The organism is Shimia sp. NS0008-38b (genome assembly GCF_040370365.1).
GTDB lineage: Bacteria > Pseudomonadota > Alphaproteobacteria > Rhodobacterales > Rhodobacteraceae > Shimia.
The window spans coordinates 164,748-182,369 of the sequence record NZ_BAABWQ010000003.1 but is presented as its reverse complement, the minus strand read 5'-3'; the positions used below and the strand labels follow the sequence as shown (position 1 = coordinate 182,369).

The following is a 17,622-nucleotide window of genomic DNA, read 5'->3' as shown; positions in this document are numbered from 1 at the left end:
CCCCATTCAAACACGCTCGGACTTCCTCACATGAGACAGATCTTTTTGGCCAGCCTTGCCTTCTTGGTGGCTTGCCTGATTTCGCCCGGCACGACGTTGGCCCAAGACGCCAACATCCAACCGATACTCCAAGAACATCAGGCGCTGATCGTGAAAAGCTCGCGCAAGACCATTGGTCCGGCGATTGATGCCGTCGCAAGTTCAGGGCTGCCGCAAGCGCAAAACGTGCTGCAAGTCTGGGCCGCAAAGAACATGTGGCAGCGCACAGAAGACGGGCTGTTCTTCATTGGCGAAAAAATTGATAGCAAAACCTATGCGCTCACCGATTTTGATACCGGTGATGCCATTGGTGAGTTTGCCAAAAGCGATCTGAAACAGATCAAACCCAACAGCGGCATCCGCGCCCTGATTGGCACCGCCTTGGTGCAGTTCCAGCTGAGTGATCCCAATGCCGACAATCGCCGTGCTGCACTGTTGTCGATTGAACGCGATCCCGAACCCGAATTGTTGATCCCGCTGCGCGCCTCGATCACAGGGGAACCGGACGCGGTGCTTAAGGCACAGAAACAGCGGCTCGAGCGCCTTCTGACCATTGGCTATGACGCGGATGATACCGCGCGTATTGCCGCCATCACCGATATGTCCGGTGATCTGGGTGTGGATGTGCGCGCCACGCTAAATCCGCTTTTGACCACCACACGTCAGGTGGCCCCTTCTGAGGTGCCCGAAGATGTGAATGTGGCCACTTTTTTGGAGCCCGGGCAGGAAGATTTTGGTCGCCTCACCGCATATGACATGCTTGCCGAAAATGGCCTCGCGCCCGCGCGTCTGTCGAGCAATGACATCCGCCTCTCTTTGGGTGAAAACATAGAAGGGGGCCGCGTTGGTGGCCTGCCAGTGGCACAGCTCAACACAGAAGCGACCCGGCTTACGGCCTACAACACGCTGGCGGCAGAGGGCAAAGTGCCTGCCAATGTGACCGAAGCAGACATTGATGCCGCGCTGGGCGCGCATGTGTTCTTTGATGCGTATTCGGAGCCCTCCGCGGCCGTAACAGATGCCGCCAAACAAGCCCTCAAAGACATCGAATTGAAGGTGGGCCTGAACCAAACACTTGATCTGACACTTGATGCACTCTCGTTGGCGTCGATCTATTTCCTTGCGGCCATTGGTCTTGCCATCACCTTTGGTGTGATGGGGGTAATCAATATGGCACATGGTGAGTTTATCATGATGGGTGCCTACACTGGTTATGTGGTGCAGCAACTCATCCCGGATCACACGGTGTCAATCATTGTGGCAATCCCCACAGCCTTTGCTGTGACCTTTGCTGCAGGTGTCGCCATGGAGCGCTTGGTGATCCGCTGGTTGCAAGCGCGTCCGCTGGAAACCCTGCTGGCGACCTTCGGTATCTCTATCGCACTGCAACAGCTGGCGAAAAATATCTTTGGCACACAGGCGCGCCCGCTGACCGCACCGGGGTGGCTGGATGGCGCATGGGTGATGAACGATGTGGTGTCGATCAGCTATATTCGCATCGCGATCTTCATTCTCGCACTAATTTTCCTCGGTGTTTTCCTCTACATCATGAAGCGCACGCGGCTGGGTCTTGAAACCCGCGCCGTGACGCAAAACCCTCGCATGGCAGCCTCCATGGGCATCAACCCGGACAAAGTGAACATGCTGACCTTTGGTCTCGGCTCCGGCATTGCTGGGATTGCGGGGGTCGCCATTGGCCTGTTTGCCAAAGTGACCTCGGAACTGGGCAGCGACTATATCGTGCAAAGCTTTATGACCGTGGTTGTTGGCGGGGTTGGCAACATCTGGGGCACCTTGGCGGGGGCTGCGATGATTGGCTTCCTGCAAAAAGGCATCGAATGGATGAACCCATCCAATACGTTGGCGGCGCAGACCTATATGATCATCTTCATCATCATCTTCATCCAATTTAGGCCACGGGGCATTATCGCCCTCAAAGGCCGCGCGGCGGGGGATTGAGCCATGCAGCGTAGTTTTATTGCCAAAAATCCATCGGTCTTGATCTTCCTTGCCGTGTTGGCACTGTTCACTTTGTTGGTCACTGTGATGTCTGAAGGTTTCGGCGTCGGCGGCATTTCCACCAGCTTCATCAAGACTTTGGGCAAAACGCTTTGCCTTTGCCTGATTGCTTTGGCGATGGATCTGATCTGGGGCTACACAGGCATTCTCAGCCTTGGCCATTTCGCCTTCTTTGGGCTTGGCGGTTACATGATCGGCATGTGGCTCATGTATGAGCGCACCCGTTTGATCGTGGTTGAAAGCCTGTCTGGCGCGGAAATTCCGCCCACAGACGGTGAAGTCATCGACGCGATCGGCAATCAGATTTTTGGTGTGGTTGGAAGCAGCGAGTTCCCTGTCGTCTGGGCCTTCGCAGACAGCCTCACGCTCCAACTCATCCTGGTGCTCTTGGTGCCCGGCGTGTTGGCGTTGGTCTTCGGATGGCTTGCCTTTCGCAGCCGTGTGACCGGCGTGTACCTGTCCATCCTGACCCAAGCCATGACACTCGCACTGGCGCTGTATCTTTTCCAAAACGACAGCGGATTGCGCGGGAACAACGGGTTGTCTGGCTTGCAAAACCTGCCGGGCGTGACAGCCAACCAAGATCACGTATCGCTCTGGTTCTTCTGGGCTTCTGCTGCGGCACTGGCCGCAGGCTACGTGCTTTGCGCGTGGTTGGTCAGCGGCAAGTTCGGCTCTGTCATTCGCGGCATTCGCGACAATGAGGCGCGCGCCCGCTTTCTTGGGTATTCGGTGGAGACCTATAAGCTGGTGATCTTCACTTTGACGGCCTGCATCGCCGCCATCGCGGGTGCGCTATACTATCCGCAAGCGGGCATCATCAACCCAGCCGAAATCGCGCCCATCGCATCTATCTACCTCGCGGTATGGGTCGCCATCGGTGGGCGCGGGCGGCTCTATGGGGCAGTGATCGGCGCGGCCTTTGTCAGCTTGCTGTCCACGTGGTTCACCGGCGGGCAAGCCCCTGACATCAACCTCGGCTTTTACACCATCAAATGGGTCGACTGGTGGTTGGTGCTTCTGGGGCTGTCCTTTGTGCTGGTCACACTCTTTGCTCCCAAAGGCATCGGCGGCCTGATTGACCTCTACACTGACCGTCGGGCACCCAATCGTCACGGTACAGACCTTGGGCCGGATGACGGTGCCTTGCGTGAACAGGAGGCAAGCCAATGAAAACGCTTCTCGAAGTCTCTGGCGTCTCGGTTACCTTTGATGGGTTTCGTGCCATCAACAACCTCTCGTTCCAAATTGGCGAAGCCGAAATGCGCGCGGTGATTGGTCCCAACGGGGCAGGCAAAACCACATTTATGGACATTGTCACCGGCAAAACCCGTCCCGATGAGGGGCGTGTGATCTGGGGGGAAGCCTCGGTGAACCTGCTGAAAATGAATGAGGCAAAGATCGCGCAGTCTGGCATTGGCCGTAAATTTCAGAAACCCACTGTGTTTGAGGATCAGTCAGTGCAGGCCAACCTGCTGATGGCGCTCAAAAAGCCGCGGGGTTGGTTTTCGGTGTTGATGTATCGCCCCAGCGACGAAGACCTTGAGAAGGTGGATGACCTTGCGGACCAAATCGGCCTGCGTGATCAGCTGCAACGCACCTCAGGAGAGCTGAGCCACGGTCAGAAACAATGGCTGGAAATCGGCATGCTTCTCGCGCAAGAGCCGCGCCTTTTGCTCGTGGACGAACCCGCCGCCGGCATGACCCCGGCAGAGCGAGAGCACACCACCGACATTTTGGTTGAAGCCGCCAAAACCCGCGCGGTGGTGGTGGTGGAGCACGACATGGAATTTGTGCGGCGCCTCAATTGCAAAGTCACCGTGCTGCACGAAGGCGCAGTGTTGGCCGAAGGCAGCCTTGATCACGTGACGTCTGATCAAAACGTCATCGACGTCTATCTGGAGCGTTAAGATGCTAAAACTAGATGATATTACGCTGCACTATGGCCACTCTCAGATCCTAAATGGCATCTCAATGGAGGCCCAGAAAGGCGAAGTCACCTGTGTCATGGGCACCAATGGTGTTGGAAAAACCAGCTTGATCAAAGCGATCTCTGGCACCCATGCGCGCTCAGGTGGCACTCTTGCGCTGGATGGGGAAACACTGCCCGCGTTGACCGCACAGGCTTTGGCCCACAAAGGCGTGGCTTATGTGCCTCAGGGTCGGGAGATTTTCCCATTGCTGACCGTTCGTGAAAACATGGAAACCGGTTTTAACTGCCTGCCCAAAGGCGAGCGCGCTGTACCGGAGCAGATGTTTGAACTCTTCCCTGTGCTGAAAGAAATGCAAAACCGGCGTGGTGGCGATTTGTCGGGTGGGCAGCAGCAGCAACTTGCCATCGCTCGGGCGTTGATCACCAAGCCGAAACTCCTGTTGCTCGATGAGCCCACAGAAGGCATTCAGCCCAACATCATCCAGCAAATCGGGGAGGTCATCAAATTGCTCCGAGATCAAGGCAATATGGCGATTGTGCTTGTGGAGCAGTACTTTGATTTTGCCTACGGGCTGGCTGATCGCTTTGTTGTCCTGCGCCGAGGTTCCGTTTTGCTAGAGGGCACGAAGGCGGAAATCGACCGCGATGAGTTGCTCAACAGCGTCTCTGTGTAGCGTTCAATTCGATCAAAAACGCTGAAGGCCGTACAAGGCGTCACCGATATATGCGCGCGCAAAATGCGTGTCGCCCCATTTGCGGCCCTGGCAGATCGATTGCGCTATGAAGTCCTCATAGGTGTCGATCTCGTCAAACCGTGCGGCATTGTTTTTCAGCTGCGGACAGGTGATTTCGAACGTCTCCGCAGAGGCGACTGCTGCGACAACTGCCAGCCGAGCAGCGACCAATAACATTTTGCGATAAGCTTCGAAAATCTTAGATGTCTCAGCGTTTCAACGACAAACCCCACCGCCAAAAGGCGATGGGGCATCGTTCTTTAGGTGACTGGTGTTTATACCGTGCCGCCTAGGCTGCCTTCCAGCGCAACCAGTTCCTGACCACCTGCCATCATGTCCTGCAGCTCATCAGGGGTGATCTGGCCACGTTGTGAGGTGCCGAGCGTCTGCCCGCGGTTGAGCACTGTGAAGCGATCCCCCACAGCAAGGGCATGGCGCACGTTGTGGGTGATGAACACCACCGCAATGCCTTGCTTGCGCACCTTATCGATGGTCGCCAGAACATTGGCCGTTTGGCGCACACCCAACGCTGATGTTGGCTCATCTAGGATCAGCACTTTGGCGCCAAAATGCACGGCCCTTGCAATCGCAACTGTCTGGCGTTCGCCGCCCGATAGAGTGCCCACCGCCTGATCAGGACCCCGAAGGTTGATCCCCATTTTGCGCATTTCTTCCATGGTGACCTGATTGGCATAGTCATGGTCGAAAAATTGCATTGGGCCTACTTTTTTCACCGGTTCGTTGCCCATGAAAAAGTTGCGGCTGACTGACATCAGCGGGATCATGGCAAGGTGTTGGTGCACCGTGGCAATCCCCGCCGAAATGGCATCTCGGGGATCGGAGAAATGCATCTCTTTTCCCTCAAATAGGATCTCTCCTTTGGTGGGTTTATGCACGCCAGACATGGTCTTGATAAAGGTAGATTTGCCTGCACCATTGTCGCCCAGCAGACAGTGACATTCGCCAGGAAACACATCAACAGACACGCCGGCGAGCGCAATCACACGACCAAAGTGTTTCTCGATGTTTTTCATTTGGATGAGAGGTGCGTGTTCAGAAGTCATATCAACGCTCCCCCGTGATGATGCGACGGATATAAGTGTTCAGGATCACGGCAAACAATAGGATGATGCCAAGGAACACCCGGAACAGCGAGCTCTCGACGCCAGCAAAGAACAAGCCTTGTTGCACCACACCAAAGATCAGTGCACCAAGCGCGGCGCCAATCACCGAGCCGTAACCGCCCGTCAGTAGCGCGCCGCCAATCACCACGGCGATGATGGCCTCAAACTCTTTGAGCAATCCACGATCTGATCCCGCACCGCCAAACTCCATCACCTGACAGGTGGCGAACACCGTGGCGCAGAATGCGGTGAACATGAACATCAAGATCTTTACTTTGTTAACCGGCACACCCGAATTTCGGGCCGCCTCAGCATCGCCTCCGGCAGCGAAGATCCAATTCCCAAAGCGGGTTTTTGTCAGGATGATATGCCCAACAATCACGAGCGCGATGGCCCAGACGATCAACATGGGTATCCCGTCGACCACCGGCTGTCCTTTTCTGGTGCCGCGTTCAAATACCGCGATGATGTCGTTGTCACCAAGCCACTGAAAGAAGCCTTTGAAAATGGTTCCGCCAAACAGTGAGGCCAACCAATCACCTTGAGCTGCATCCGCGACGCCGCCAATGATGGTTTTGCGCTCGAGTGTTTGTGGCAGGTAGATTGCGAAGCCGCGCAGGATGAACAAAAACGCCAAGGTCACGATGAAACTTGGCAAGCCAGTGCGCACCACGATAAATCCGTTGAGTGCGCCAATCGCCAAAGCAATGGCAAACGTCAGGATGATCGCCAACCAGACCGGCCAGCCAAGTGTGACGCTGAAAATGGCGATCAACATGCCCGCAAACCCGATCATCGAGCCCACCGACAGATCAAATTCGCCTGCAATCATGAGCAGGCAAGCGCCCACCGCGATGATCATAAACTGCGCCGAAATCTGGCTCCAGTTCATGATGCCTTGGCTGTTGAACATGCCGCTGTCAAAGGCGAACAAAAGGAAAAAAGTGAACACGGTTACGGTTCCGACGATCCCGCCCAGCTCGGGGCGGATCAACGCTTTGCGGAAACTGGAAATTTCCTTAACGCGTTCATCGGAATTGGCCGTGGGTTGCGTCGCGCTTGTCATGCGACATCTCCCGTTTGGTTTGAATTGTGGGGTTTGGTAGGGTAGGGGCAAAGGGCGCCGCTCTTAGGCGCCCTTTGCGAATTGGGTATCGCTTAGCGGTATTCGCCTGCGAATTCCTCGACTTTTTCCAACCCGTCCGCGGTCACGAAACCAGGGCCGGAGTTGATATTGTTGCCTGGCAGTACGCCGTAACGGTGGTAGTTGGTCAGTACGACAACTGGGAGATACGCCTGCAGGAACGGCTGTTGGTCGATACCCCAGTTGATTACGCCAGCTTTGATGCCTTTGACGATCTCTTCGCCGAGGTCAAATGTGCCGAAGTAGATGTCGCCGGCCATGCCGTTTTCATCCAAAGCCAGCAGAGTTGGATCTGCCGATGTTGGACCAAGCGTCAGAACCGCATCCGTATCTGGATTTGCGTTCAGGTAAGCCAGAACACGGTTTTTGATCTCAGCCGGGTCTTGCCCACTGTCGATCATCTGATTGCCCAGATCTACACCCAGACCATCCGCGAAACCTTGGCAACGCTCTGTGGAGGACGGTGAAGAGATATAGTGGTTCACACATAGGAAGCTGCCAACGCCGTCGCCTTTGGCGCGCAGACCAGCAGCGTGACCTGCGTCATACTCTGGCTGACCGACATACATCAACGCACCCACTTCGCGCGCCTGATCTGGCGTGCCGGAGTTCATGATGATCACGTCAACGCCGCTGTCCACAGCAGCTTTGATTGGGCCTGACAGCACATCATAGTCGGACAGAGTGGTGATGATGCCGTTGGGGCCAGAGGCCGCAGCCTGCTCGATGATGCGGGCCATATCGGCCAAGTCACCAGTCGGTGGGTTGCGGTACTCAACTTCCACATCCATCTGCTCACCGGCAAGTGCGATGCCGTTCTTGATGGTGTTCCACCAGCTGTCGCTGTCTGGAGCGTGGCTGACGAGAATATATTTCTCACCATCGGCAGCCGCCGAGGTTGCCAAGGCAAATGGCGCTGCCACCAGGGCAGTGGCCAGAGCCAGTTTCTTTGTAAGTGACGTCATGTTTTCCTCCCAAAATCACGTCTTCGTGTCACGTGGGCGGCTTGGGCCGCCTCTCCGACTCAAGTTAAAGCATATCCTTTGTCATTTTGCAACCGGTTGCAAAATATGTAAATTCGATTCATGCTGCACCTATTGAGAAAACAAGCTAAACAAGGCGCTTAATACGACTTGGGGACTGACGAAAATGGCCATCACACTGAAAGAGGTTGCAGAACGGGCGGGGGTTTCACGCTCTGCTGTGTCTCGCACATTCACTGATGGTGCCTCCGTTTCTGACAAGATGCGCCGGAAGGTGGAGAAGGCGGCGAGCGATTTGGGCTACAGCCCGAACGCATTGGCCTCTTCGCTCACCACGGGACGCACCAAACTGATTGGCCTTGTGTCCAACAACTTTCACAACCCGATCTTTCTTGAGGTGTTTGACCTTTTTACGCGTGGTCTGCAGGATCGCGGGCTGCGGCCGTTGCTGGTGAACCTAACGGATGAGATCAACCCCGAAAACTCGGTGCGGATGTTGCGGCAGTATTCAGTGGATGGCGTTGTGGTCGCCTCATCCACATTGCCACCAAACTTTGCCAAAGCCTTTCGCGATGCCGGTGTGCCGGTTGTGCATTCCTTTGGGCGCGCCTCCTCAAGCCCGCAGGTCCATGTGGTCGGTATCGACAACACGGAGTGCGGCCGGATGGCGGCCCGCACATTGGTGGAGCGCGGCTACAATCACGTCGGTTTTATGGGGGGGCCGCAAGACGCAACCTCAACCCAAGACCGCTATACCGGCTTCATGTCAGAAATGTCGGCGCATCCGAAGGTCAAAGTCAGCTATTCCTTCGCGGAGGCCTATTCCTTTGATGCAGGTCGACGCGAAATGCTACGTTTGCTGCGCGCCGCGCCAGCTGAGGCCTATTTCTGTGGCGATGATGTTTTGTCCATTGGCGCGCTCTCGGCGGTTGATGACAGCGATCTGTCTTGTCCAAATGATGTGGGCATCATCGGCCTCAATGATATGGAAATGGCGAAGTGGGAAAACATCAACCTTACCACCATTCACCAACCAATCCGCCAAATTGTGACCAGTTCCATAGAGCTCATGGTGACCATGTTAGATGAGCCGGACCGCTATCCGGAAACCCGTATTTTTCCCTGTTCGGTTGTCGAGCGGGGCACCCTGCGTGCGCAGGCCAATTGAAATATGGTCTAGAGGAAGTTTGGCTAAAACACCCTGTCACAGGGCGCTTTAGCCAATTTAAGAGATCTTAGAAATCTAAGAGGTGAGGCAGCTCCGAAACGCAGTCACCTGAGAGTCCGATGCACCCCCCACGGATTTTAGGCCTGCGGCTTCCTCAGGCGTCATAAATTTATAGATGTCACCTTTCAGACCTGCCCGCGTCCAGCACGTTTCAATTGAGGATTTGGTGACATTGGCATGGTCAGTTTCGGCATTCACGGTCGAGCTATAGCTTTCGCCCGTGTCTGACGATACACCAACCACTGCGCCGTTGCCTGACCCGCATCCGGCAAGCGCCACCAAACCTGCAATCACTGCCCATTTTAAGCTCATTTAGTTTTTCCATCGTTAGGTTGAAGACAACGAAAATATGCTCATGCGGGAGTTAAGGATTTACTATTCCCGCAAGCGTGTGCCTTGTTCTGGGCCAAAAATTCCGATGGTTTGCCGATTTTTGAAAGTGAAACGCGATTTGAAAGGGCCAGCAGGCCCTTTCAAGTGTTCGCCGCAAGAAGAACGGAGGTTACCGATACATCGGGGGGCGCGCATCCATCCACGCACCACCGTCTTTGGCAGATTTTACTGCCGTATAGACCGCAGCCATCGACCGAACACCTGCGGCGGCATCAGGCAATCCGTCACGGTGTTCTCCAGAAATGGCATCCGCCAGATCGCAATAAATATTGGCAACGGCCAGTGGAAATCCCTCGGGATGGGCAATGGCAACGCGGCTCAAACGGTTTGCATCTTCATGTAGCCCGCCTTCGCCTTTCTCGATGATCTGCGTGCGACCGCCAACCGGTGTGTAAATCAACTGGTTTGGCTGCTCAGAAGTCCAACGAAGCCCGCCGGTCTCGCCAAAGATCTGAATATCAAAACCATGCTGTCGTCCGATCGCCACCGACGAGGTCCAGAGCCGACCAACAGTGCCCCCGGTCATGCGGAAATTGACCATTGCGTCATCTTCCAACTCGCGGCTGGGGATGGTGGAGGCAAAATCCGCCGACAACGTTTCGACTTCGTCATCCGCAATGAAGCTGGCCATGTGCAGCGCATGGATGCCACAATCGGCAAACTGGCCCGACACACCTGCCATGGCAGGGTCATAACGCCAGCGAACCCTTGGGTTGTCCGCATCTGTTGCGTCACCATGATGTCCGTGGCTGAAGTTTGTGACCACCAATCGCACTTTGCCAATTTCACCGTGGCGCACCATCGCGCGGGCTTGACGCACCATCGGGTAGGCCGAATAGCAATAGTTCACCGCACAGATTTTGCCAGACGCTGCGGCGATTTTTACGATCTCCTCGCCTTCCTCCACCGTCATGGTCATCGGCTTCTCACACAGCACGTTGAAACCACTTTCGAGAAAAGATTTGGTGATCTCAAAGTGGGTCGAGTTTGGCGTGGCCACAGTCACCAGATCAATCCGATCTTCACGATCTTTTTCACCTGCCAACATCTCTTGCCAGTCGCCATAAGCTCGGTCAGCCGTGATGCCAAGGCGTTGCGCGTAGTCCTTGCCCACATCAGGACGGTGATCGAGTGCTCCCGCGCTAAATGTAAACCGCCCATCTGCCAATGCACCCAAGCGGTGCGCAGGTCCAATTTGGCTGCCTTCGCCGCCGCCAATCATGCCCCATTTCAGCTTGTTCATGGCTCTTTTCCTCCTCAGGTGCCGTCAGATTGGCACCTCCGCATTACAGTCGTGATACAGACGCGATACCGACGTCCAAATTTAGGTGAATCCGATGGATTCCAGATACTCTCGGTTTTTACGCGCATCGCCCACCGGATCGGGATCCAGCAGTGGGTCGCAATCTTGTTCAACGGTGCACCATCCTTCGAAGTTGGCGTCGAGCAGCACCTGTCTGACGGCGGCGAAATCCACATCGCCGTCACCCAAATTGCAGAAGATTCCTTGGCCGCAGGCGTCATAAAAACCGGTGCGGTTTGCAATGACTTCGGCTTTGACCTTTGGGTCTATGTCTTTGAAGTGCATGTAGGAAATGCGATCAATGTGGGTCTTCATAAAGGCCACAGGGTCAAAGCCTGCATAAGAGTGGTGCCCAGTATCAAAGCAGATTTTCAGGATGCTTTCATCAACTTCACTCAACAGCCGCTCAAGCTCTGGCTCAAAGTCCATGAACCCCGCAGCATGTGCGTGAATGCCAACAGTGAGCCCATATTCTTCAGCGCCGATGCGTGCGCTCTCGGCAATACGGTCACGATAAGCGGTCCACTCAGCCTTATCCATCTGTTCAGCCTCCCCAGAGCGCCCGGCAGTAGGTGCGCGCCGAGGGGAGATTGAGTCAATTAAAACAAGATGTTGGGCGCCATGCGCTTTGAGTGCTTTGGCTGTTCGATGGGTCGCATCCAGCACATCATCCCATGCGTCTGGATCGTGATAGGCGCGGAAGACAACCCCGCCGATGAGGTCCAATTTGTATTCGGCCAAAGCCTCACCGAGGACCTCTGGATCTTCTGGCATAAAGCTAACTGGGCCCAGTTCGATGCCCGTATAACCCGCCTCAGCGCATTGCTTTAGAACGGTTTTCCACGTTGGATTGCGGTCGTCATCCGCAAACTCCACACCCCAAGAGCAAGGGGCATTGCCAATCCGAATTGTCATGTTCTGTTCACTCCGAAAATCAGAAGCTGTTGATATCTTGCCAGGACTTCGCCTGATCTGAGGCCAAACCCGCGGCGATCACCCGGTTGACCTCATGTCCATCCCGGAAAGTCGGCCACACCGCCTCGCCGGTTTCAATCGCACGCAGGAAGTCCCGCGCCTCGATGATGATCTGATCCTGATAGCCAGTGCCGTGTCCTGGCCCCTGGCAAAAGGGTTCATAGTCAGGATGGGCCGGTCCTGTGAGGATTTTTACAAACCCGCGCGTCGCCTCAGGGTCGTCCATCCGGTAGAGCCAGATCGCATTTTGATCCTCTTGATCAAAACGGATTGCACCTTTTGTACCTGTAATCTCATAGACATAGCCCATTTTTCGCCCGGTCGCGATGCGAGAGAAATACATGTGGCCCATTGCACCGCTTTCAAAGCGGCACATCAATTGAGCGTGGTCGTCGTTGGTGACTGTTCCGCCCGGACGATCTCGATGGACCGTCTCAACTTCGCCCATGACTTTGGCAATTGGTCCCATCAGTGCCAATGCACAATTGACCATATGTGGTGCCAAATCCCCCATGGTGCCGTTGGCCATGCCATCTGTCCGCCATGTGGCTGGAGCCTGCGGATCCGCGTAGAAATCCTCAGTATGTTCCCCGCGAAACCAAGTGACATCGCCGATGTCCCCATTGGCGATCAGCTGGCGGGCAAATTGCGTGGCAGGCGTGCGCACGTAGTTAAAACCAACCATATTCGCCACGCCCGCACGTTCTGCAGCCGTGGCCATGGCGGCGCCATCTTCGATTGATGCGCCAAGCGGCTTCTCGCACAGGACCGGCTTGCCAAGGGCAAAGGCCGCTTCCGCGATTTCACGGTGTGTTTCTTGCGGTGTTGCAATGACAATAGCCTCAACTTTCGGGTCTGACACAAGGGCATGCCAGTCCGCCGTGGCGCGTTGGAAGCCATAAGCTGCACGATATCTCTCAGCGCTCTCTGGGCGAGACGCGCAGACCATTTCTAGCCGAGGGCGCAGGGCCGTATTGAAGACCGCACCGACGGACGCCATGGCCACTGCGTGTGCCTTGCCCATATAGCCGCCGCCACAGATGCCAATGCCAATCTGGGTCACGTTGAGGTCTCCGTTTTGAAATTCAGTTTGCAACCGGTTGCAAAACTTGTATCCTGAGATTCGAAAACTCGCAAGCTGCATTCGGCTGATGCTTCCAATTTCCGCCGAATGCCTCAGAAGGTCCGTGCTCTTATGACGACAGAAACAAATACCATTCAGCTCACGACCGCTCAGGCGATTATACGGTGGCTTTCGAACCAATTTATCGAAATCGACGGGCAGGAACTGCGTGTCTGCGGTGGTGGCTTTGGCATCTTCGGACACGGTAACGTCACTTGCTTGGGTGAGGCGTTGCACACGGTGCAAGATGAGCTTCCGTTGTACCGAGGGCAAAACGAGCAAAGTATGGGATTTGCGGCGGCTGGTTACGCCAAGCAGTGGTTGCGGCAGCGTTTCATGTTTTGCACAGCATCTGCCGGGCCGGGCACCGCCAACTTGCTGACTGCTGCCGGTCTCGCCCACGCCAACCGTTTGCCCATGTTGATGTTATGTGGCGACACCTTTCTGACACGGCTGCCCGACCCCGTGCTGCAGCAGATGGAGAATTTCAACGACCCGACATTTGGTGTGAATGACGCATTCAAACCTGTGGTGCGGTATTGGGATCGCATTTGCCACCCCGCTCAAATCATCCAATCGTTGCCCAATGCGCTTGCCACTATGCTGGACCCTGCGGATTGTGGTCCAGCTTTCTTGGGGTTGCCTCAAGACGTGCAGGGATGGACCTACGACTACCCCGCGACATTCTTTGAGAAAAGAGTTCACCGTATTCGCCGTCAAACACCCGACATTGCAGAAATCTCTGATGCGGTCGCTGCGCTTTCAAATGCTTCGCGCCCGATGATTATTGCGGGGGGAGGAGTTCAATATTCGAAAGCGGCCGAAGAGCTTACGGCCTTCGCGGAGAAGCACCAAATCCCTGTGGTGGAAACCATAGCCGGGCGGGCCAATATGTTGGCCACCCATCCACTTAACATTGGGCCGGTCGGGGTTACGGGCTCTGACAGCGCCAATGCAATTGCCGAAAAAGCAGATGTTGTTCTTGCCGTGGGTACACGACTTCAGGATTTCACCACCGGCAGCTGGACGGCTTTTGCGAAAGATGCGCAGTTCGTCTCGATTAACGCCGCGCGCCATGACGCGGGCAAACATATGTCTCTGCCCGTAGTGGGGGATGCCAAGTTGTCGCTCGCGGCTTTGGACGCGACACTTACAATGACTGCACCCAAAACATGGCTTGAGTCTGCACAACAAGCGCGCACCAAATGGGATGCCTACGTCGCAGACAATGTTTCTCACGGCAACCGCCCTAATTCCTATGCGCAGGCGATTGGCGTTGTGAATGAGCTCTGTGAACCCCGCGATCGTGTGGTTGCCGCTGCAGGTGGCTTACCGGCAGAGGTGACAGCAAATTGGCGGACGCTCGATGTCGGCACCGTGGATGTGGAGTTTGGTTTCTCCTGCATGGGTTATGAGATTGCCGGCGCTTGGGGCGCGCGCATCGCACAAGCAGAACAAGAGCCAGATCAAGACACCATCACCTTCTGTGGAGACGGCTCATATATGATGCTGAACTCCGACATTTATTCATCGGTGCTAAGTCAGAAAAAGATGATTGTGCTGGTGCTGGACAACGGTGGTTTTGCGGTGATCAACAAACTACAGAACAACACCGGCAACGACAGTTTCAACAACCTTCTGGAAGACTGCCCAACAATACCACAAGCGTTTGGAGTGGATTTTGTGGCACACGCGTCCGCCATGGGGGCCACGGCCGAAAAAGTCGCCAACCCCACAGAGCTGGGGATGGCGTTTCAGCGTGCCAAATCAAGCGATAAAACCTACGTGATTGTTATGGACGTGGACCCATATGAGGGTTGGACCACCGAAGGCCACACGTGGTGGGAGGTCGGCACGCCTCATGTCACCGACAACGAGAGCGTGCGCGAAAAACATCTTGAAATCGAAGCAACACGCGCCAAACAGCGCCGGGGTGTGTGATGAACGCCCTTATTGACGCCATTAAGACACGTAAATTTGTGGTGTTTGGCCGCGCGGGGATGGATATGTTCGCCGACCCTGTCGACGTGAAATCTGAACACGCCGAAGTGTTTCGGGCGGACCTTGGTGGATCGTCCGCCAACATCTGCGCAGGCTTGGTGAAGTTAGGGTGTGAAGCGGCTTTGGTGACCTCGATTTCTGATGATGCCGTTGGGCGGTTTGCGGCAAACCGATTGGAACACTACGGCGTAGACACACAGTATCTGAAAACGGTGGGCGGTGAGTTTCGGCTCTCGCTTGCGGTCTATGAGAGTTGTATCGACGATTTTCAAAACGTGATCTACCGAAACGGCGCTGTCGATTTTCAGGTGACCGAGGCTGACGTCGATCTCGTTGACTATGGCCGTTTTGGAGCGCTGATTACGGCAGGAACCGTGTTCGCATCCGAACCTTCGCGCAGCGCCACTTTTCGTGCCTTTGAAAATGCCAAGGCTGTCGGCATCCCGGTCTTGTTTGATATTGACTATCGACCCTACTCTTGGCCTTCAGCGGATGTGGCGGCTGACGTGTTGTCCTCTGCGGGAGACGCCAGCGATCTGATCGTCGGCAATGATGAAGAGTTTGGCTTCATGGCTGGCGGTCTTGACAAAGGTCTTGCTAAGGCGCGCGAACTGGCCGCCAGCGGCAAAATGGTTATCTACAAAATGGGGCACGAGGGCGCGATCACACTCTATCAAGGCCAAGAGGTACGCACCGGAATTTACCCCGTTACCGCGGTCAAACCCAACGGAGCAGGTGACAGTTTTATGGCCGGTCTTCTTGCGGGGGTCGCCGACGGCCTCTCACTTAAGGAGGCCGTTTTGCGCGGCTCTGCCTGCGCATCAATTGTTGTGTCCCAACCTGGCTGCGCGCCTGCCATGCCCACATCCGCCGAGCTTGACGCCTTTCTTGCCTCGCACTCCGGCGCCACTCATCCTTAAAGGAAAGTCCAATGCATATCGCCCCCTACAACAATGAAAACAAAGCGATTGTGGACGTCGACCACGATCTTGTTCCGTTGAATTACTTCAATATCGTCAAGCTTAAGAAGGGTGAAACCTTCGAATATGCTGTGCCCGGGTATGAAACCTGTATCGCGCCTGCCACTGGGACCGTGCATGTAGATGTGGATGGTGCCAGCTATGAAAACCTCGGCACCCGTACCGTTGATGTGTGGGATGGTGAGCCGGAAGGCGTCTACGTCCCTGTGGGCGCAAAGGTGCGCATTACCTGCGTGAGCGACACCACCGAAACCTTCATTGCGGGTGCCAAATACGACAAAGTTCTCGAGCCGTTTGATGTTCGTGCTGACGATCTGGATATTGTGCAATATGGCTCTGATGACACGAAGACCCATCGCAAAATCAAGCATATCCTTGGCGCCCATCACCATGACAAAGTGGGTCGCCTTTTGGTGAGCGAGCTTTACACTGTTGGTGCAGGTGGCTGGTCAGGTTTCCCAAGTCATAAACACGACACGGATCGTTTGCCCGAAGAGACCCGCCACGATGAAACCTACAATTTCCGTTTCAAACCAAACTACGGATCTGGTTTGCAAATGTTGCAGCGCGAGGATGGTGAACCGGGGGATGCCTACCACATTGTGGATGGTTCCACGGTCATGATCGACAAAGGCTATCATCCCTGTGCGGTGCTGCCAGGGTACGAGATGTACTATTTTACCATCTTAGGCGGTCTCAGCCAGCGTAGCCTTAAGCAGTATTTTCAACCAACTCATGCCGAGCAACTCCACACAATTCCCGGCATCATGGACATGGTGGCCAAGTTCAAATGACCCTTGTGACATTATCTGACGTGCTTCAGCCTGCGCTGAAGCGAGGCTACGCAGTGGCCGGCCTCGTGACACTTGGTTGGGAGGACATGCGGGCCTACGTGGCCGCAGCAGAAGCTGAGAATGTGCCCGTGATCTTGCAGGCTGGGCCATCGTGTCGCGAACATACACCTTTGCCGGTGCTGGGTAAGATGTTCACCTATCTGGCGGAAAACGCCTCCGTTCCCGTCGTGGCGCATCTTGATCATGGATACACTCTTCAGGACTGCAAAATTGCAATAGAAAGCGGCTTCACCTCGGTGATGTTTGATGGTTCTCAGAAAGCTTTGGCCCAGAACATCGACGAGACAGCCGAGATTGCGCAGATGGCCCATGCCGCTGGCGTGTCTTGCGAAGGTGAGATTGGCTTTGTTGGCTATTCGGGCGGCGCAAACTCGGCGGGCACTGACCCGGATGAAGCTGCGCAGTTCGCGAAAGAAACAGGCGTTGATGCTATGGCGATATCGGTGGGCAACGTGCACCTGCAACAAGACAAAGAAGGTGGATTAGACGAAGTGCGTATCCGTGCGATTGAGGCTATCACAGAGGTGCCCTTGGTCATCCACGGTGGATCTGGGGTGCCGGTGGCACAGCGCGAAGCGCTGGCGCGCGGGTCTAGTATTTGCAAATTTAACATTGGCACGGAACTGCGCATGGCATTTGGCCAAGCGTTGAAAGAGGCAGCAGCTGCCGATCCGGATCGGTTTGATCGTGTTCAGATTCTAAAAGAGACTCATGATCCGGTTGTGGCCGCCGCCCGCCGCGTTCTGCGCGCCTTCAAGTCGGTCTGACAAACTCTCTTTTTTGACGTGT

General features: G+C 55.3%; 17 protein-coding genes. 9 read left to right on the top strand and 8 right to left on the bottom strand.

What is annotated here, in order from left to right; all coding sequences use genetic code 11:
- Positions 1-30: 30 nt before the first annotated feature.
- Genes urtB through urtE form a run of 4 tightly spaced genes read left to right on the top strand, consistent with a single transcriptional unit; the run spans position 31 to position 4,665 of the window.
- Complete coding sequence (urtB, locus tag ABWV47_RS12895) at positions 31-1,998, top strand: urea ABC transporter permease subunit UrtB (RefSeq protein ID WP_353312432.1); 1,968 nt, start codon at positions 31-33, stop codon at positions 1,996-1,998.
- A 3-nt stretch (positions 1,999-2,001) separates the two neighbouring features.
- Positions 2,002-3,231, top strand: a complete 1,230-nt coding sequence (gene urtC, locus ABWV47_RS12890) for an urea ABC transporter permease subunit UrtC (RefSeq protein ID WP_353312431.1) — start codon at positions 2,002-2,004, stop codon at positions 3,229-3,231.
- Positions 3,228-3,968 carry an urea ABC transporter ATP-binding protein UrtD gene (gene urtD / locus ABWV47_RS12885; protein WP_353312429.1) on the top strand — a complete coding sequence of 247 codons (741 nt, stop codon included), beginning with the start codon at positions 3,228-3,230 and terminating at the stop codon, positions 3,966-3,968. Before urtC ends, urtD begins: the two co-directional genes overlap by 4 nt.
- Before the next feature lies 1 nt (position 3,969).
- Complete coding sequence (urtE, locus tag ABWV47_RS12880) at positions 3,970-4,665, top strand: urea ABC transporter ATP-binding subunit UrtE (RefSeq protein ID WP_353312427.1); 696 nt, start codon at positions 3,970-3,972, stop codon at positions 4,663-4,665.
- Positions 4,666-4,677: 12 nt separating this feature from the next.
- On the opposite strand, the gene ABWV47_RS12875 is transcribed toward urtE, so the two are convergent.
- The 4 genes from ABWV47_RS12875 to ABWV47_RS12860 form a co-directional block, all read right to left on the bottom strand.
- Positions 4,678-4,902 carry a hypothetical protein gene (locus ABWV47_RS12875; RefSeq protein ID WP_353312425.1) on the bottom strand — a complete coding sequence of 75 codons (225 nt, stop codon included), beginning with the start codon at positions 4,900-4,902 and terminating at the stop codon, positions 4,678-4,680.
- Positions 4,903-5,000: 98 nt separating this feature from the next.
- On the bottom strand, positions 5,001-5,789 hold the full coding sequence (locus tag ABWV47_RS12870; RefSeq protein WP_353312423.1) for an ATP-binding cassette domain-containing protein: 789 nt from the start codon (positions 5,787-5,789) through the stop codon (positions 5,001-5,003).
- 1 nt (position 5,790) lies between these two features.
- On the bottom strand, positions 5,791-6,915 hold the full coding sequence (locus tag ABWV47_RS12865; protein ID WP_353312421.1) for an ABC transporter permease: 1,125 nt from the start codon (positions 6,913-6,915) through the stop codon (positions 5,791-5,793).
- A 92-nt stretch (positions 6,916-7,007) separates the two neighbouring features.
- A complete protein-coding gene (locus tag ABWV47_RS12860; protein WP_353312419.1) occupies positions 7,008-7,958 on the bottom strand; it encodes a sugar ABC transporter substrate-binding protein in 951 nt (316 codons plus the stop codon).
- Positions 7,959-8,142: 184 nt separating this feature from the next.
- On the opposite strand from ABWV47_RS12860, the gene ABWV47_RS12855 reads away from it, so the two are divergent.
- Complete coding sequence (locus ABWV47_RS12855; RefSeq protein WP_353312417.1) at positions 8,143-9,144, top strand: LacI family DNA-binding transcriptional regulator; 1,002 nt, start codon at positions 8,143-8,145, stop codon at positions 9,142-9,144.
- A gap of 75 nt (positions 9,145-9,219) precedes the next feature.
- On the opposite strand, the gene ABWV47_RS12850 is transcribed toward ABWV47_RS12855, so the two are convergent.
- The 4 genes from ABWV47_RS12850 to ABWV47_RS12835 all read right to left on the bottom strand — a co-directional run bounded on the left by ABWV47_RS12850 (position 9,220) and on the right by ABWV47_RS12835 (position 12,938).
- Entirely contained in the window at positions 9,220-9,516 is a 297-nt protein-coding gene (locus tag ABWV47_RS12850) for a 50S ribosomal protein L20 (RefSeq protein WP_353312415.1), read from the bottom strand.
- Positions 9,517-9,706: 190 nt separating this feature from the next.
- Positions 9,707-10,840, bottom strand: a complete 1,134-nt coding sequence (locus ABWV47_RS12845) for a Gfo/Idh/MocA family protein (protein ID WP_353312413.1) — start codon at positions 10,838-10,840, stop codon at positions 9,707-9,709.
- A gap of 81 nt (positions 10,841-10,921) precedes the next feature.
- The gene (locus tag ABWV47_RS12840) at positions 10,922-11,815 is read right to left on the bottom strand and encodes a TIM barrel protein (protein WP_353312411.1); all 894 of its coding nucleotides are present in this window, start codon (positions 11,813-11,815) and stop codon (positions 10,922-10,924) included.
- A 19-nt stretch (positions 11,816-11,834) separates the two neighbouring features.
- Complete coding sequence (locus ABWV47_RS12835) at positions 11,835-12,938, bottom strand: Gfo/Idh/MocA family protein (RefSeq protein ID WP_353312409.1); 1,104 nt, start codon at positions 12,936-12,938, stop codon at positions 11,835-11,837.
- A 132-nt stretch (positions 12,939-13,070) separates the two neighbouring features.
- On the opposite strand from ABWV47_RS12835, the gene iolD reads away from it, so the two are divergent.
- The 4 genes from iolD to ABWV47_RS12815 are packed head-to-tail and all read left to right on the top strand — an operon-like array spanning position 13,071 to position 17,600.
- Positions 13,071-14,939, top strand: a complete 1,869-nt coding sequence (iolD, locus tag ABWV47_RS12830) for a 3D-(3,5/4)-trihydroxycyclohexane-1,2-dione acylhydrolase (decyclizing) (protein ID WP_353312407.1) — start codon at positions 13,071-13,073, stop codon at positions 14,937-14,939.
- On the top strand, positions 14,939-15,919 hold the full coding sequence (locus ABWV47_RS12825; protein ID WP_353312405.1) for a PfkB family carbohydrate kinase: 981 nt from the start codon (positions 14,939-14,941) through the stop codon (positions 15,917-15,919). The genes iolD and ABWV47_RS12825 overlap by 1 nt, the downstream gene beginning before the upstream one ends.
- Before the next feature lie 11 nt (positions 15,920-15,930).
- Positions 15,931-16,773 carry a 5-deoxy-glucuronate isomerase gene (locus ABWV47_RS12820; protein WP_353312403.1) on the top strand — a complete coding sequence of 281 codons (843 nt, stop codon included), beginning with the start codon at positions 15,931-15,933 and terminating at the stop codon, positions 16,771-16,773.
- Complete coding sequence (locus tag ABWV47_RS12815) at positions 16,770-17,600, top strand: class II fructose-bisphosphate aldolase (protein WP_353312401.1); 831 nt, start codon at positions 16,770-16,772, stop codon at positions 17,598-17,600. Before ABWV47_RS12820 ends, ABWV47_RS12815 begins: the two co-directional genes overlap by 4 nt.
- Positions 17,601-17,622: the final 22 nt, after the last annotated feature.

Coding starts and splice junctions, on each gene's coding strand:
- urtB (WP_353312432.1), top strand. CDS start 31: ATGAGACAGATCTTTTTGGCCAGCCTTGCCTTCTTGGTGGCTTGCCTG.
- urtC (WP_353312431.1), top strand. CDS start 2,002: ATGCAGCGTAGTTTTATTGCCAAAAATCCATCGGTCTTGATCTTCCTT.
- urtD (WP_353312429.1), top strand. CDS start 3,228: ATGAAAACGCTTCTCGAAGTCTCTGGCGTCTCGGTTACCTTTGATGGG.
- urtE (WP_353312427.1), top strand. CDS start 3,970: ATGCTAAAACTAGATGATATTACGCTGCACTATGGCCACTCTCAGATC.
- ABWV47_RS12875 (WP_353312425.1), bottom strand. CDS start 4,902: ATGTTATTGGTCGCTGCTCGGCTGGCAGTTGTCGCAGCAGTCGCCTCT.
- ABWV47_RS12870 (WP_353312423.1), bottom strand. CDS start 5,789: ATGACTTCTGAACACGCACCTCTCATCCAAATGAAAAACATCGAGAAA.
- ABWV47_RS12865 (WP_353312421.1), bottom strand. CDS start 6,915: ATGACAAGCGCGACGCAACCCACGGCCAATTCCGATGAACGCGTTAAG.
- ABWV47_RS12860 (WP_353312419.1), bottom strand. CDS start 7,958: ATGACGTCACTTACAAAGAAACTGGCTCTGGCCACTGCCCTGGTGGCA.
- ABWV47_RS12855 (WP_353312417.1), top strand. CDS start 8,143: ATGGCCATCACACTGAAAGAGGTTGCAGAACGGGCGGGGGTTTCACGC.
- ABWV47_RS12850 (WP_353312415.1), bottom strand. CDS start 9,516: ATGAGCTTAAAATGGGCAGTGATTGCAGGTTTGGTGGCGCTTGCCGGA.
- ABWV47_RS12845 (WP_353312413.1), bottom strand. CDS start 10,840: ATGAACAAGCTGAAATGGGGCATGATTGGCGGCGGCGAAGGCAGCCAA.
- ABWV47_RS12840 (WP_353312411.1), bottom strand. CDS start 11,815: ATGACAATTCGGATTGGCAATGCCCCTTGCTCTTGGGGTGTGGAGTTT.
- iolD (WP_353312407.1), top strand. CDS start 13,071: ATGACGACAGAAACAAATACCATTCAGCTCACGACCGCTCAGGCGATT.
- ABWV47_RS12825 (WP_353312405.1), top strand. CDS start 14,939: ATGAACGCCCTTATTGACGCCATTAAGACACGTAAATTTGTGGTGTTT.
- ABWV47_RS12820 (WP_353312403.1), top strand. CDS start 15,931: ATGCATATCGCCCCCTACAACAATGAAAACAAAGCGATTGTGGACGTC.
- ABWV47_RS12815 (WP_353312401.1), top strand. CDS start 16,770: ATGACCCTTGTGACATTATCTGACGTGCTTCAGCCTGCGCTGAAGCGA.